Source organism: Streptomyces sp. NPDC086519, assembly GCF_040686075.1.
Lineage (GTDB): Bacteria > Actinomycetota > Actinomycetes > Streptomycetales > Streptomycetaceae > Streptomyces > Streptomyces shenzhenensis.
In genome coordinates, this window is the sequence record NZ_JBFBJL010000011.1 from 67,820 (window position 1) to 82,621 (window position 14,802).

The window sequence follows — 14,802 nt, forward strand, 5'->3', positions numbered from 1 at the left end:
GCCGATCCCTAACATATGACGTCAAGACAACCATGCGACCGGCTCGTTGGATGCGTGCCGGTCGAGGTCGCCGATGCCAGGGACCGCTCCCCGGGCTGCGGTGATCTTCCTACCCAGGAGGACCTTCCGCATGTTCCGACGAATTGGCAGTGCCGTCGTCCGACATCCCGTCTGGACGATCGTGGCATGGCTGATCGCGGCGGTGGCGATCGTCGCCACCGCCCCGAGCCTGCCCTCGAACAGCGACGAGAGCAGCTTCCTGCCCAAGAGTTACGAGTCCATCAAAGCGGCGGGCCTCCAGGCGAAGGCGTTCCCCAGCGCCTTCACCCCGTCCGCGATCGCGCTGTACCAGCGCACCGACGGCGGCACGCTCACCGCCGAGGACAAGAAGGACGTCGCCCGGATCACCACCGAACTGGGCGCCAGGCACATCGACCAGGTCCAGAAGGTCGTCCCCGGCCAGCCGTCGAAGGACGGCAGGTACGACCTGACGCTGGTGCAGATGGACAGCAAGAAAGCCGGCCAGCCCGTGCAGGCGGACGCGGCCAAGGTGTTGCGCGACGACGTCAAGCAACTGGCCAAGGGCACGAACCTGGAGGTCAAGCTGGGCGGTTCGGCCGCCCAGGCCCTCGACCAGCAGGACTCGTCCAAGCGCGGTCAGGCGCTGATCGGCATCGGCACGTTCGTGATCATCCTGGTCACCCTGCTGATCATCTTCCGGGCGCCGATCCTGGCCTTCCTGCCCCTGGTGGTGATCGGCGTGGTGTCCGCCATCGCCAACGGCCTGATCGCGTACGCCACCAAGCTGTTCGGCCTTCAGGCCAACAGTTCCGTGTCGTCGATCCTGATCGTCGTGCTGTTCGGCGTGGGCACGGACTACTTCCTGTTCCTGATGTTCCGGTACCGCGAACGCCTGCGCGCGGGTGACGAACCCAAGGCGGCCATGGTCAACGCGGTCGGCCGGGTCGGTGAGGCCATCGCGTCGGCGGCCGGCGCGGTCATCATCGCCTTCCTCGCGCTGGTGCTGTCCACCCTGGGCTTCCTGAAGCAGATGGGCCCGGCGCTGGCCATCGCGGTCTCGGTCACCCTGATCGCGGGACTGACGCTGATCCCGGCCGTCGTCTCGCTCATCGGCCCGAAGGTGTTCTGGCCGTCCAAGTCCTGGCAGCAGGAGCCGGCGAACGCCCGTTTCGCGGCCCTGGGCCGTGCCGTGCGGCGCCGCCCCGGGCTGACCGCGGCGGTCTCCGGCCTGGTCCTGGTCGTGCTGTCGCTGGGCACGCTGGGCTACCACGCCACGTTCGACCTGGCCTCGGGCTCGATGCCCAAGACCAAGGAGTCCATGGTCGTCCAGGACCGGATGCAGAAGGCGTACTCGGCCGGTGCCGCCGCGCCCACCGACGTCTACCTCTCCAGCACCGACGGAAAGCCGCTGGACACGTCCTCCTTCGACGCGTACGCGTCGAAGCTCGGGGCCGTGGACGGGGTCGCGAGCGCCCGGATGGCCCAGGTGAACAAGGCCGGCACCACGGCGGACTTCACCGTCACCCTCAAGTACGAGGCGTCCACCGACCGGGCGATAGCCACGGTGGGCCGGGTACGGGACGTCGCGCACGCCGACGCTCCCCGGGGGACCGAGGCGCTCGTCGGCGGGATGTCCTCGATCTACAAGGACATCGACTCCGCGGTCAACCACGACTACCGGACGGTGTTCCCCGTCGCCGCCCTGCTGATCATGGTGATCCTGGGGCTGCTGCTGCGCAGCGTGGTCGCTCCCTGGTACCTGATCGCCTCGGTGGGCCTCGGCTTCGGTGCCACCCTGGGCGCCACGGTCTGGATCTTCCAGGAGGCGCAGAACAAGCCCGGTCTGATGTTCATGCTGCCGGTGATCATGTATCTCTTCGTGGTCGCCATCGGCACGGACTACAACATCCTCATGATCGCCCGGCTCCGTGAGGAGGCCCGCGAGGGCCGGGAGCCGCGCGAGGCGGCCGGCATGGCGCTGCGGCACGCGGGCCCCACGGTGGCCGCGGCCGGCTTCATCCTCGCGGCGACCTTCGCCACGATGATGCTGGCGGGCAACTCGCTGCTCACGGAGATGGGTTTCGCGGTCTCCTTCGGCATCGCGGTGGCCGCCTTCGTCATGGCGATGTTCTTCACCCCGAGCCTCACCGCGCTCATCGGCCACGCGGCCTGGTGGCCGGGCCACGCCGACCGGGCGGACCCGGCGGCGGGCACGGAGCACGGGGGCGGCACGCCGGTTACCGGGGAGGACCGGAACACTCCCGCCGGGCGTCGCGGCTAGCGGCGCGCTTCCGGTCAGGTACGGGCCGGGTCCGGGGGAATCCGCAGAGCTGCCCCCGGACCCGTCCCCTGACGAGGCGACGCAGGGCGTTCTTCGCGATCTCCCGTACGCGGTACCGGGCCTGCGGGGATGCCGTCGAGGAGGTGACGACCGTCCTGACCGTCGAGCGCGTCGGCACCTCCTTGACGGCCTTCGGGTTCGAGGAGTGGGGCGAGAAGACCGACGGCCGTCCACGGCAGCTCGCCGCGTCCGGCCGCTGTACGGTCGTGCATGTGCCGCAGCGGGCGGACCGGGCGAGTGCCCCCTGGCCCGCCGAGTGGCTCAGCGTCTTCACCTGGCGGTGCGCGCCGACCCGCCGCGCCGTGTCGTGTCGTGTGTCGAGCGGTGTCGTGTCGTCGCCGGTGTTACGCCGCGAGAGCGTGCCCGGGGTGCAGGACGACCTTGGTGTAGCCCTCGATCCGCTGGTCGAACTTCTCGTAGGCGCCCGGCGCCTCCTCCAGCGGCAGTTCGTGGGAGACCACGAAGCTGGGCTTGGCCCGCCCCGCGATGATCAGGTCACGCAACTGGCGGTTGTACTGCTTGACGTTGCACTGACCGGTGCCCATCCGCTGCCCCTTCTCGAACATCCTGCCGATGGACACGAGCAGCTGGCCGTGCTTGGCGTGCTCGTCGGGTCCGCCCGGGTCGGACGGGACGTACAGGCCCGGTACGCCGAGCATGCCGGTCGGCCGTACCGTCTCGACGAGGCTGTTCAGGACGACGGCGGGTTCCTCGTGGCTCGCGTCGTGCGCCTGGGCCTGGTAGCCGACGGCGTCGACGCCCTTGTCCGTTCCCTCGCCTCCGGTCTGCTCCTTGATCTGTTCGGCCGGGTCGCCCTTGGTGAAGTCGATCGGAATCGCGCCGATCTGCTCGGCCTTGGCGAGCCGCTCGGGCACGCGGTCGACCGAGAACACCTTGGACGCGCCGCGCAGCAGCGCGGAGTACGCGGCCATCAGCCCGACCGGTCCGGCTCCGAAGACGGCGACGCTCTCACCAGGTATGACCTGGGCGAGCTCGCAGCCGTGATAGCCGGTCGGGAAGATGTCGGCGAGCAGCACGAAGTCGGTCTCGAACTCGTTGCCCGGCGGCAGCTTCAGGCAGTTGAAGTCGGCGAACGGCACCCGCAGCAGCTCTGCCTGGCCGCCCTTGTAGGGGCCCATGGCCACATAGCCGTAGGCTCCGCCGGCGAAGCCCGGATTCACCGTGAGGCAGAAACCGGTCTTGCCGGCCAGGCAGTTCTTGCAGAAGCCGCAGGCGACGTTGAACGGCATGACGACCCTGTCGCCCTCGGACAGCGAGGTCACGCCGGAGCCGATCTCCTCGACGATGCCGAGGTTCTCGTGCCCGAAGACGATGCCCGACTCGGCGGCCGTGCGCCCCTCGTACATGTGCAGGTCGGACCCGCAGATGGCGGTTGATGTGACCCGTACCAGCACGTCGTTCGGGTGCTGGATCCGTGGATCCTCGACTTCCCTGACCGTGACGCTGAACGGCTTCTCGTAGACAACGGCTTTCACCAGGCTCACCTCCGCGTCGAACGCCGGGCGGCTGACGGACCGTGCCGACCGAGGCTTTGGCCAGGAGAAACACGTCGAGGCAGGGCCCCTCGTCCATGCCGTAACCCTGGGCGCTCTTGTTTCACCATCGGATACTTCCAGAAAACGCCTCTCGCGCAGGCGCTGCAACCCAGGCCGCGCCTCGACGCCCGGCCCGGCGGGAGCGCGGTGCGTGCTCGCTGCCCGCCGAGGCGGCGCCGGTCCTGGCCGGCTGCTGCGCGGGCCGGGCGATCGCCCATGCCGTGGCCCGGCCCCTTGCGGCGGACGGACGGCCGCCGGCCGCCGGGCGTTCACCGGGCGAAGGGACGCACCTGCGGGGCCTGGCCCGACGGGCCCGCCGCCCTCCGGCCGCGCAGCCGACGGTCGAAGAAGGGGGCGAGGCAGGCCCGTTCGGCGGGGATCGCGCGGGCCGGGGCGATGGTGCCGATGTTCTCCACGACCGTCGTGCGGGGCAGGCCGAGCCTGCGGGCGAGTTGCGGGATCATCGCCTCCTCGTCGGTGAACGTGGCGTGTTCGGCGCCGCGCAGGGACAGACCCTCGCGCGGGCCGCGGCTGTGACGCCACAGCGAGTTCCAGGACGGGACCGTGCTCAGGTCGTTGCCGTCCTTGCCGATCAGCAGGAAGGGACGGTCGAGGCCGTCGGCGGCGACGGTGGAGAGGTGGCCCGGGTCGCCGTCCTCCTGGACGTAGGCGACCACGCCGTCCAGGTTGGCTGCGGCCGCGATGCGCCGGTCGTCGTGCATCGTCTGGAGGGCGGTGAAACCGCCCGCCGAGTGACCGAACATGCCGATGCGGTCCAGGTCCGGCGTGCCGCGCAGTCCCCGGGGCAGCGCACGGGGCAACTCGTCGAGCAGGAAGCGGGTGTCGGCCACCCGTACGTCGATCGTCTTCTTCAGGAGGGCCGCGATGCGCTTCCTGTCCGGGTAGGCCTTGTCGTACTCCGCGGGCAGCACGGTGCGTTCGACGCGGCCGCCGGGGAACTGGACGGCCGTGGCGTCGTAGGTGTGGTCGAGCATCACCACGACGTAGCCGCGGGAGGCGAGGTCGTCGCAGAGGGTGGTGCCGAGGGAACGCGGGTCGCCGGTACCGGGTGAGTAGCAGACGACCGGGCACGGGCCGCGGTCCCGGTCGACCGGGGCGCCCTGGTGCGCGTGGGTGCGGGTGGCCGCCCAGTCGACCTTGTCGGCGGGCACGTCGGCGAGGTTGTTGACGGCGGCGAAACCGGCGGCCTCCCCGGGCAGCATCTGCGGTGCCCTCGGGTGGCCGCCGGTGACCCGCGCCGGATAGCGGACGCTGATCATCAGCTCCCGGTACGGCTGTGCGGTGATCCAGGGATCGGCGCGTGAGGTGTCGACCAGGCGCAGGGAGACCGTCCCCACCGCACACGGACCGCTGGGCGCGGGCAGGGTCAGCCGCACCGGCCCCGCCGTGCGCGGTGCGGCCGACGCGGTGCGCGCGGAGAGGGCGGGCAGGGTGGCGGCGGCGACGGCCGACAGCAGGGCGGTGCGGCGGGTGAGCAAGGCATGGCCTCCTTGACTGCGGGGGCCGCGCGGGCCGCGCGGAGTGCGCGTGTTCAGCGGCTCCGCTCAGCTTTGTGGACGGGCCCGGCGGTCACCATCCGGCAAACCGGTTGGCTCCCCGTGGGGTTAGCCCTACAGGCTGCCGGACGCCGGCGGGCCGTCAGTTCAGCGCCGGGGACGGCACGGACCGGGTGAGGTGCCGGGCGAAGAAGCGGGCCGCGCTGTCCGCCTCGAACCTCGGGTGTTCCTTGTGGTCTGCTGCCTGCCCGCGTTGGCGTGCAGCGTCTTCTCCTGGGAGACGAAGGCGTCGAACAGCGCGAGACCGGCCTCGCGCGGAATGTGTTCGTCGTCCCACTGGAGATGGAACTGGACCGGGACGGTGATCCGCCGTGCCGTCGCGGCCAGTGCGTCGGGCCAGTGCAGGCCGAGGACCGCGGCGGTGATCCTGGGGTCGGCCGCCGGCCGCGTCCGGCTCCGCTTGCGGCCGGAGTGGGCACAGGCGGGCAAGCGGACGCGACGGCGTCCCCCGTCGATTCGTCCAAGCCTCGTCGGTCTTTGTCCATGGACGGGGCCGCCATCGGCGGTGAGGGTCGGTTCATGGGCGGATTCGGGGTCGGAGACGGGCAGGTGCCGGTGGACGGGGGCGCGGACGGGCCGCGACGGGCGCCGGGCGGGCTGGTGGCGCTGGCCCTCGGCGGTTTCGGGATCGGGCTCACCGAGTTCCTGATCGCCGGGCTGCTGCCCCAGGTGGCGTCGGATTTCGCGGTGTCCGAGGCGGCCGCGGGCCGGCTGATCTCCGGGTACGCGCTGAGTGTCGCCGTCGGCGCGATCGCTCTCACCGCGGCGACGGCGCGGCTGCCCCGCAAGCAGGTCCTGGTGGGGCTGGTGACGTTGTTCGTCGTCGGCAACCTGCTGTCCGCGATCGCGCCGGCCTACTCCGTGATGCTGCTCGGGCGGATCGTCGCCGCCCTGTGCCACGGCTCGTTCTTCGGCATCGGCTCCCTGGTCGCGCGTGGTCTGGTCGAGCCGGCGCGGAAGTCCCGCGCGGTGGCGGTGATGTTCGCCGGGCTGACGCTCGCGAACGTACTCGGTGTGCCGTTCGGTGCGCTGGTGGGCGAGCGCTGGGGCTGGCGGGCGGCCTTCTGGGCGGTCACCGCGATCGGCGTGCTGGCGCTGGCCGCCATCGTCCTCCTCGTACCCGGCGGCCGGGCGGGGACGGTGCCGGGCGGCGGCACGCCCAGTGGTCTGAGGGACCAGCTCCGCGCGTTTCGGTCCTCGCAGGTCTGGCTCACGCTGGCGGCCACCGCGCTCGGCTACGGCGGGATGTTCGGGGCGTTCAGCTACATCGCCTACACCTTCACCGAGGTCAGCGGGTTCTCCCCGGCGGATGTCGCCTGGCTGCTGATGGTGTACGGCGTCGGTCTGGTCGTGGGAAACCTGATCGGCGGCCGGGCGGCGGACCGTGACCGGGACCGCGCCCTGATCCTCGCGCTGCTCGGACTGACCGTCACCCTGGCGCTGTTCGGCCTGCTGGCCGGCAGTGCCCTGGCGTCGGCGGTGCTGGTGTTCCTGATGGGGGTGACCGGGTTCGCCACCGTACCCGGCATGATCACCCGGGTGACCGATGCCGCCCGGGGAGCCGCGCTGGCCGCGAGTGCCAACGTGTCCGCGTCCAATGTCGGCAACGCCCTCGGTGCCTGGCTCGGCGGCCTGGCCATCACCGCGGGCCTCGGCTACACGGCACCGCTCTACACCGGTGCCGCGCTCACGCTGGCCGCCCTGCTCGTCATGCTCGTGGCCGGGCGGACACCGTCGTCCGCGGCCTCCTCCTCCCCGGCCGGCTCGAAATCAGGCTGACCTGCGCCCCGAGCGCGGGATCAGTGCCCCGCGCGGCCACACGATCACCCCGGCCCGCGTACGGCCGGGGGTGCCGTCGCCCGTGACCGGTGGCGGGTGTCCACACGTTCTCCGCGACGGCGTTCACGAAGGCATTCACGGCGGCGTTCACGGCGCCCTCCCCACCCGCGGGAGCTCCTTGACGCTCCGCGCGTGCACCGGGTGTCGCGGCGGCCGGGTTCGGCGCTCTCCGCCGGGTACTCGGGTGCCGCCGCCGCAGAGCCGACGGCGGGAAACGAGGACACGAGCGATGACGACATCGACCCACCACCGAACCCGCCCGGAAGTGGGCGGACTCCGGACGGACCTGCTCGGGATCTATCTCAACGACCACCTGGCCGGGGCCACGGCCGGGGCCGGCCGGGCCCGGTTCATGGCCCGGTCGCATCGCGGCACCCCGGCGGCCGGCCCCCTGCGGCTGCTCGCTGACGAGATCGCCGAGGACCGCGCGAGCCTGCTCGGCCTCATGCGGCGCCTGGGCGTGCCGGAGCGCCGGTACAAGACGGTCGCCGCGGGCACGGCCGAGCGACTCGGGCGCCTCAAGAGCAACGGGCGTCTCCTGCGCCCTTCGCCGCTGACGCTGGTGATCGAACTCGAGTTCCTCCGGCTGGGGGTCAAGGGCAAGGAACTCGGCTGGCGAACCCTGCGGTCGCTGGCCGAGGCGGACGACCGCCTCGACGAGCAGGAACTCGACCAACTGATCGAACGGGCCCACCGGCAGACGATCACGCTGGAGGGCCTGCGCGTCGGCGCGGCCCGGAACGTGCTGCTCACCGGCTGACGCGCCTTCGCCCGGCGGGCGGATGTTGCCCGCTCACCGGGTGGGGTACCCGGCCGCCGTGCGAAAGCGAACCGAACACCACGCGAAGGACGAAGGGCCCCGGACCGCCGAGGACGAGCTGCTGGAGCAGGTCGAGAAGCGTGCCGGCCGGGCGGTTGCCGGCCGGGGCACGCCGGAGCGGGCCGGGTCCGGCGACCCGGTCACCCCGAACGCCGGGGCCAACGAGAAGACCCTCCGGGGGCGCACTCCCGCGCCCCGGGACTGAGCCGCCTGCGACGAGGAGGAACAGATGAGCACGGTCAAGGAAGCCGTGGACGTCGGCGTCCCGATCCACACGGCCTACAACCAATGGACCCAGTTCGCGGACTTCCCGAACTTCATGGAGGGTGTCGACGAAGTCACGCAGCTCGACGACCGGCACAACCACTGGACCACCAGCATCGGCGGGGTGCGGCGCGAGTTCGACACCGAGATCGTCGACCAGCTGCCGGACGACCGGATCACCTGGCGGACCATCGAGGGCGACACCCGGCAGCGCGGGTCCGTCCGCTTCGAACCCCTGGACCCCACCCACACCAGGGTGGAGCTCACGATGGACGTGGAGCCCTCCGGGATGGTCGAGAAGGGCGCGGACGCGCTCGGCATGATCGACCGCCGGGTCAAGGGCGACCTGCGTCGCTTCAAGGACTACATCGAGCGGCGCGGCGCCGAGAGCGGCGCCTGGCGTGGCCGGATCCGGCCCGGTGATCCCGGCGGCCTCCACTGAGAGCGGCCGACCGGCAGCGGTCGTACCCCCCGGAACCCCGGGCCCGCGCGGTGGGCCCGGGGTTCCGCCGTGCCCAGGGTGTTCCGGCGCTCTCCAGTGCGCTCCGGGCCCCGGGCGCTCCGGCGCGCTGTGCACAGAACCACGTCGTCCGGCGCCCTGGGCCATATCTCCGCGAGCCCGCCTCGGGATACCGTTTTGCCGGTTCCCGGTTCGGTTCGCAGGCCGGTTTCCCGGTCGGCTCCCCCGACCGGTTTCGGGCAGATTCTTCGGACGGTTGGGCAGTGCTCGCAGATCTCTCGCCGCTCATCGCGGCGACCGCTCGCTGGCTCGCGGGCGCCTTTCCCGCCCACGGCGGCGCCTTCGCCGCCGCGCGGTGCGAGGCGCAGGTACGGCAGGCCGTGACGGTCGCGGCCTGGCTGCGCTATCCGACGGCGCTGGACGCGGGCCTGGTCGCGATGACGGGTCCGGGAGGTTCGGCGCGGCTGGACTGGGTGACCGGCGGCGACACCGCCGCCGACCCGGACGGCGACTGGCGCACCTGGGTGGACGAGGTGGTGGCGAGCTGGGCGGCCGGGCTGCTCTGCGACCCCGGGCTGGCGAGCGCCGCGGTCGGCGCGCTCGCGGCGGGGGAACACCTGGCGTCGGGTCCGGTCGACTTCCGGCGGCTGCTCGTCCCGGACGAGGACGACCGGCGGGCGGCGTCGCTGCTGCGGCATCCGGACCTGCTCGCGCCCGTGGCCGCACTGCACCGCGCGCAACTGCTGCACCGCCTGGACCGGCCCGGCCGCCCCGTGTCGGCCTGAGGCCCGCTTCTCAGGCGGTCTCCACGAGGAGGCCGGGCAAGGGTGTCCCCCGACGCCGGGCGCGGCGGGGTGCGGGTCAGCCGGGCTTGCCGCGCCCCGTCAGCGCGTCGCGGAGCCGGTCGACCAGGCCTGCGCCGGGCGCCAGCATCTTGTTGGCCGGGGGCTTGTCCGGGGCGGCGGGGTGCGGGCGGGTCGGTGCCGTCTTCTTCGCCTGGCGGACCTTGTCGCCCAGATCGTCGAGGGCGTCCGGCGGGCACGCGGCGCGCAGCCTCGGGAAGAGGTTCTGCTCCTCGTCCTCCACATGCATGCGGATCTCGCTCATCAGGGAGGTCATGAGCGCGTCGAACCGGGCGTCGTCCGCTGCGCAGCTCTCCAGGTCCTTCATGATCCGCTCGGCCTTGGCGTGATCCTCGAGCTCCTTGTCGGCCAGGGCGCCGCCGCCCGCGACGTGCTTGCGCACCGCCGGGTAGAGATAGGCCTCCTCGGCCACCGAGTGCCGCACCAGTTCCATCGTGGCCTGGTCGGCGTGGATCTTGCGGTTCTTGTCACCGGACGGCAGTGCCTCGATCTTGCCGAAGATCTCCTCCACCTCCCGGTGGTCGGTCATCAGCTCGTCGATGACGTTTCCTCCATGTCCCATGCCCTTCACCTCCGCTCGTGGCGCGGCGGTCCGCATGCGGATCCGCCGCGGCCCGGGTGCCCGCCACCGGACACCTCACACCGCGTGGCCGCGCCGGCTGCCGCACGAGACCCTGGCACGTCCGCCGGCCGCACCCGCTGAATCGGTTCACTTGGCGCCGCTGCCACCACTGCCGCCGCTGCCGAAGGACCCGCTGGAGCCGGGCTGCCAGCGCGGGCGGGTCTGGTCGGCGCTGGGCCTGCTGGGCGCGTTGCCGAGCTGGTGCGGGGTGAGCCGCGCACCGTCGTCCCCTGCCCGGGGCACCTCGTTCGGCTCGCGCATGCTGCGCTCCTCGTGCACGGGTCCGGAGTCGGGCAGCTTCGGCTGCTCCGAGCGCCGGGGTGGCGCCGGCTCCCGTCGCCGCACCCCGATGCCGAGGCGTACGGCCCCCATCAGCGCGGCCGTGAGGAGCACGCCGCAGACGACGATGATGATCACCCCTGCCGCCGAGCCGGCGGCGGCCAGTTGCTCAAGTGCTGTGTACATCAGCGCCGGGTACCCGCCGGCCGGCATCGAATGCCCGGCAGCGAGGCGTGGCGGACCCGGTCTTCGACGGGTCACCGGTAGCGTCACCCCGGAACCGGCCCGTCCCATTCGCCCGCTCTACCGGTTCCGTACCGCGAGCGGCAGCCGTGCCCGCGCGAGCCGGCGCTTTCCGGGTACGGCGGGCAGGGCGCCCGCGAGGCGCTTTCCGCGCTCGGAAACGGCCGAGGAGGACCATGAGCGAACTCCCGCAGCGCGTCGGCGAAGCGCCCGCGCTCCCCGCGGCGCCGGCGCCACTGGGCCGTCGGCTGCTGGGCTGGGCGTCCACGACCGACCACAAGGTGATCGGCCGGCTGTACATGGTGACGGCGTTCTGCTTCTTCCTGTTCGCCGGGCTGCTGGCGCTGGGCATGCGGGCCGAACTGGCCCGTCCCGGGCTGCAGTTCCTCAGCAACCAGACCTACGACCAGTTCGTCACGATCCACGGCACGATCATGATGCTGCTGTTCGCGACCCCGATGTTCGCCGGTTTCTCGAACGCGATCATGCCGCTCCAGATCGGTGCTCCGGACCTGGCCTTCCCGCGGCTCAACGCGCTGTCGTACTGGATGTACCTGTTCGGCGGGCTGATCGTGGTCTCCGGGTTCCTGGTGCCCGGCGGGGCAGCGGCGTTCGGCTGGTTCGCCTACGCGCCGCTGAACAGCGCCTACTTCTCCCCCGGCGCGGGCGGTGACCTGTGGGTGATGGGGCTGGTGGTCTCGGGCGTGTCGACGACGCTGACCGCGGTGAACTTCCTCGCCACCATCCTGTGCCTGCGCGCCCCGGGCATGACCATGTTCCGGATGCCGATGTTCACCTGGAACGTGCTGTTCACGTCGATCCTCGTACTGCCCGCGTTCCCCGTCCTGACGGCCGCGCTGCTCGCCCTCGAATCCGACCGGAAGTTCGGCTCGCACGTCTTCGACGCGCACAACGGCGGGGCGCTGCTGTGGCAGCACCTGTTCTGGTTCTTCGGGCATCCCGAGGTGTACATCGTGGCGCTGCCGTTCTTCGGCATCATCTCGGAGATCATCCCGGTGTTCGCGCGCAAGCCGCTGTTCGGCTACCTGCCGATGATCGGGGCCACGATCTCCATCACCATGCTGTCCGCGGTCGTCTGGGCGCATCACATGTTCGCGACCGGGGCGGTGCTGCTGCCGTTCTTCTCCGTCATGTCGTTCCTGATCGCCGTCCCGACCGGGATCAAGTTCTTCGCGTGGATCGGGACGATGCGCGGGGGCTCGCTCTCGTTCGAGACACCGATGCTGTGGTCGGCGGGGTTCCTGGTGACATTCCTCCTCGGCGGGCTGAGCGGGGTGCTCGTCGCGTCGCCCCCGCTCGACTTCCACGTCACCGACTCCTACTTCGTCGTGGCGCATCTGCACTACGTGCTCTTCGGCACGGTGGTCTTCGCGATGTTCGCCGGGTTCTACTTCTGGTGGCCCAAGTTCACCGGGAAGTTGCTCGACGAGCGCCTCGGCAAGGTGCACTTCTGGCTGCTCTTCCCCGGTTTCCAGCTGACGTTCCTGGTGCAGCACTGGCTCGGTGCCGAGGGCATGCCCCGCCGGTACGCCGACTATCTGCCGGCGGACGGGTTCACCCTCCTCAACACCCTCTCGTCGGCGGGCGCGTTCCTGCTGGGCGTCTCGACGCTGCCGTTCCTCTACAACGTCTGGCGTACGGCCCACAGGGGACGGCGGGTCGAGGAGGACGACCCGTGGGGGTTCGGGCGCGCCCTGGAGTGGGCGACCAGCTGCCCGCCGCCGCGGCACAACTTCGTGGCGCTGCCCCGGGTGCGGTCGGAGTCCCCGGCGTTCGACCTGCACCATCCGGAGATCACGCGGCTGGCGGAGCAGAAGGGACTGCGATGAAGGCCGAGGCACTGCTCTTCGGCGGGGTGGCCGTCTTCTTCGGGGCCGCCGCCGCGCTCTACGGGGTGTGGTCGCGGGCCGACCCGGCCGGGACGGCGGCGCTGACCGTGGCGTTCGCGATGGCCGCGCTGGTGTCGTTCTTCTGCGCGGTCAGCTACCTGCGGCACGGCCCGCGCCCGCAGGACCGCACGCAGGCGGAGGTGGCGGACTCGGCCGGGCCGGTCGAGTTCTTCCCGCCGCACAGCCCCTGGCCGATCGTCACCGCGCTCGGGTCCGCGCTCGCGGCGACCGGGGTGGTGTTCGGGCTGTGGCTGTTCCTCATCGGCTTCGGTGTTCTGGCTCGGGGTGTTGCCGGGCTGGTGTTCCAGTACGTGAACCGGGGGGCTGATCAGGGCTGAGCGACCGGCGTGGGGCGCCCGGCCGGAACGACGTCACCGGCCGGTGGTCGCTCTCGTAGCCGCCGGCGATGGTCTGCCGGACCTCACCGGTCTCCTCGCCCTCGGTCAGCCGCTCCTGTTCCGCGTGCAGCAGGGCCCGGCACAGCGCGCGGGTGAGGAAGAACGCGGCGACGGGGCCGACGACCAGGGCGATGCGCAGGATCCAGGTCAGGGCGTTCACCGAGATCCGGAAGGTCTGCGCCACCACGTCGTTGCCGCCGGCCAGCACCAGCACCCCGTAGAAGGTCACGCCGGCCACGCCGAGGCCGGTCCGCACGGGCCGTTCCCGGGGTCGCTCGCTGAAGTGCTGTTCCTGCCGGCCCTCCCCGGTCAGCCGCTGCTCGGCGAAGGGGTAGGCGTACAGGACGGCGAAGAGCAGCGCGGGCAGGACCAAGGCCGGCAGCAGGACGTTCCACATCAGGGTGTGCCCGGCGACGCTCGTCTCCCAGGGCGGGACGAGGCGCAGCGAGCCTTCCAGGAAGCCCACGTACCAGTCCGGCTGGGAACCGGTCGACGCCTGGTCGGGGCGGTAGGGGCCGTACTCCCACACCGGGTTGATCTGCGCGATCCCGGCGAGCGCCACCAGCAGTCCGAAGACGGTGAGGGACAGGCCGACGGAGGAGGCCGAGAACTGCGGGTAGAGCGGCTTTCCGACCACGTTGGTGTTCTTGCGGCCCGGTCCGCGCCACTGCGTGTGCTTCAGGTGGAAGACCAGGATCAGGTGGACCGTGACCAGGGCGATCAGCGCGCCCGGCAGTAGCAGGATGTGCAGGCTGTACAGCCGGGGGACGATCTCGTGGCCGGGGAACTCGGAGCCGAACGCGAACATGCCCGCGTACGTCCCCACCACGGGGATGGAGAGCATGATGCCCTGGGCGATCCGCAGTCCGGTGCCGGACAGGAGGTCGTCGGGGAGCGAGTAGCCGGCGAAGCCCTCGGCCAGGGCGAGCGCGAAGAGCGTGACGCCGATGACCCAGTTCATCTCCCTGGGCCTGCGGAAGGCGCCGGTGAAGAAGATCCGCAGCAGGTGCGCGCCGATCGCGGCGACGAAGACCAGTGCGGCCCAGTGGTGGGCCTGGCGCATCAGCAGTCCGCCGCGGACGTCGAAGCTGATGTTCAGGGTGGAGTCGAAGGCCCCGGACATGGGCCGGCCGCGCAGGGGGACGTACGACCCCTGGTAGACGACGTCCCGCATCTCGGGTTTGAAGAAGAAGGTCAGCCACACGCCCGTGAGCACCAGGACGATCAGGCTGTAGAGGGCGATCTCGCCCAGGAAGAACGACCAGTGGTCGGGGAACGCCTTGCGCAGCAGCCGGCCGGCTCCGTCGTGGACGGGCAGCCGGGCGTCCACCGCGTCCGCGAACCGCTCCCCCGCCGCACCGTGTTCGGAACCCACCGATCGCCCTCCTCGCCTCTCGCCATCCCTTGCCCGTCAGGCGCGGGGCGAGTACCCGGCCGACGCGGAACACTCGCGCGGCTGGGCTGTGGCACCCGATCGGCGGAAGGCGCGAACGCCTCGGGTGGTCTCGGGTCTCGCCTCAGGGGCCGGGCCGGGCCGGGCCGATGTCGCCGCGGGCGGAGTTCTCTTCGCGTTCGACGCCGAGAGCGCGGAGAGCGCCGAGAGCGCGGA

Annotated in this window: 13 protein-coding genes and 1 pseudogene; 8 read left to right on the forward strand and 6 right to left on the reverse strand. The window is 71.6% G+C overall.

Going from position 1 to position 14,802, the window contains the following annotated elements:
• Positions 1–130: 130 nt before the first annotated feature.
• Positions 131–2,302 carry an MMPL family transporter gene (locus AB0P24_RS13140; RefSeq protein WP_365793241.1) on the forward strand — a complete coding sequence of 724 codons (2,172 nt, stop codon included), beginning with the start codon at positions 131–133 and terminating at the stop codon, positions 2,300–2,302.
• 404 nt (positions 2,303–2,706) lie between these two features.
• On the opposite strand, the gene AB0P24_RS13145 is transcribed toward AB0P24_RS13140, so the two are convergent.
• From AB0P24_RS13145 to AB0P24_RS13155, 3 genes and pseudogenes are all read right to left on the reverse strand, one after another.
• Positions 2,707–3,858, reverse strand: coding sequence for a glutathione-independent formaldehyde dehydrogenase (locus tag AB0P24_RS13145; RefSeq protein ID WP_365793243.1), 1,152 nt, complete (start codon positions 3,856–3,858; stop codon positions 2,707–2,709).
• Positions 3,859–4,187: 329 nt separating this feature from the next.
• On the reverse strand, positions 4,188–5,417 hold the full coding sequence (locus AB0P24_RS13150; protein ID WP_365793245.1) for a hydrolase: 1,230 nt from the start codon (positions 5,415–5,417) through the stop codon (positions 4,188–4,190).
• A 160-nt stretch (positions 5,418–5,577) separates the two neighbouring features.
• Positions 5,578–5,876, reverse strand: a pseudogene (locus AB0P24_RS13155) (alpha/beta hydrolase); the annotation flags it as partial.
• 138 nt (positions 5,877–6,014) lie between these two features.
• Between AB0P24_RS13155 and AB0P24_RS13160 the strand changes: the two are divergent.
• The 5 genes from AB0P24_RS13160 to AB0P24_RS13180 all read left to right on the forward strand — a co-directional run bounded on the left by AB0P24_RS13160 (position 6,015) and on the right by AB0P24_RS13180 (position 9,663).
• Positions 6,015–7,274, forward strand: a complete 1,260-nt coding sequence (locus tag AB0P24_RS13160) for an MFS transporter (protein WP_365793247.1) — start codon at positions 6,015–6,017, stop codon at positions 7,272–7,274.
• 289 nt (positions 7,275–7,563) lie between these two features.
• Entirely contained in the window at positions 7,564–8,094 is a 531-nt protein-coding gene (locus AB0P24_RS13165; RefSeq protein ID WP_365793249.1) for a hypothetical protein, read from the forward strand.
• 58 nt (positions 8,095–8,152) lie between these two features.
• Complete coding sequence (locus AB0P24_RS13170) at positions 8,153–8,359, forward strand: hypothetical protein (protein ID WP_365793251.1); 207 nt, start codon at positions 8,153–8,155, stop codon at positions 8,357–8,359.
• A gap of 24 nt (positions 8,360–8,383) precedes the next feature.
• Positions 8,384–8,860 (forward strand): SRPBCC family protein, encoded by a 477-nt coding sequence (locus tag AB0P24_RS13175; protein WP_365793253.1) that lies wholly within the window; start codon positions 8,384–8,386, stop codon positions 8,858–8,860.
• Positions 8,861–9,141: 281 nt separating this feature from the next.
• Positions 9,142–9,663, forward strand: coding sequence for a hypothetical protein (locus tag AB0P24_RS13180; RefSeq protein ID WP_365793255.1), 522 nt, complete (start codon positions 9,142–9,144; stop codon positions 9,661–9,663).
• Positions 9,664–9,739: 76 nt separating this feature from the next.
• On the opposite strand, the gene AB0P24_RS13185 is transcribed toward AB0P24_RS13180, so the two are convergent.
• The gene (locus tag AB0P24_RS13185) at positions 9,740–10,303 is read right to left on the reverse strand and encodes a hemerythrin domain-containing protein (protein ID WP_365793257.1); all 564 of its coding nucleotides are present in this window, start codon (positions 10,301–10,303) and stop codon (positions 9,740–9,742) included.
• A 147-nt stretch (positions 10,304–10,450) separates the two neighbouring features.
• Positions 10,451–10,828: a DUF6479 family protein gene (locus AB0P24_RS13190; protein ID WP_365793259.1), complete on the reverse strand. Its 378-nt coding sequence runs from the start codon at positions 10,826–10,828 to the stop codon at positions 10,451–10,453.
• Between the two features lie 233 nt (positions 10,829–11,061).
• Between AB0P24_RS13190 and ctaD the strand changes: the two genes are divergently transcribed.
• Entirely contained in the window at positions 11,062–12,735 is a 1,674-nt protein-coding gene (ctaD, locus tag AB0P24_RS13195) for a cytochrome c oxidase subunit I (RefSeq protein ID WP_365793261.1), read from the forward strand.
• Positions 12,732–13,133 carry a cytochrome c oxidase subunit 4 gene (locus AB0P24_RS13200; protein WP_365793263.1) on the forward strand — a complete coding sequence of 134 codons (402 nt, stop codon included), beginning with the start codon at positions 12,732–12,734 and terminating at the stop codon, positions 13,131–13,133. Before ctaD ends, AB0P24_RS13200 begins: the two co-directional genes overlap by 4 nt.
• On the opposite strand, the gene AB0P24_RS13205 is transcribed toward AB0P24_RS13200, so the two are convergent.
• Complete coding sequence (locus tag AB0P24_RS13205) at positions 13,054–14,568, reverse strand: cytochrome bc complex cytochrome b subunit (protein ID WP_365793265.1); 1,515 nt, start codon at positions 14,566–14,568, stop codon at positions 13,054–13,056. The two genes, AB0P24_RS13200 and AB0P24_RS13205, sit on opposite strands and share 80 nt — an antisense overlap.
• Positions 14,569–14,802 lie beyond the last annotated feature (234 nt).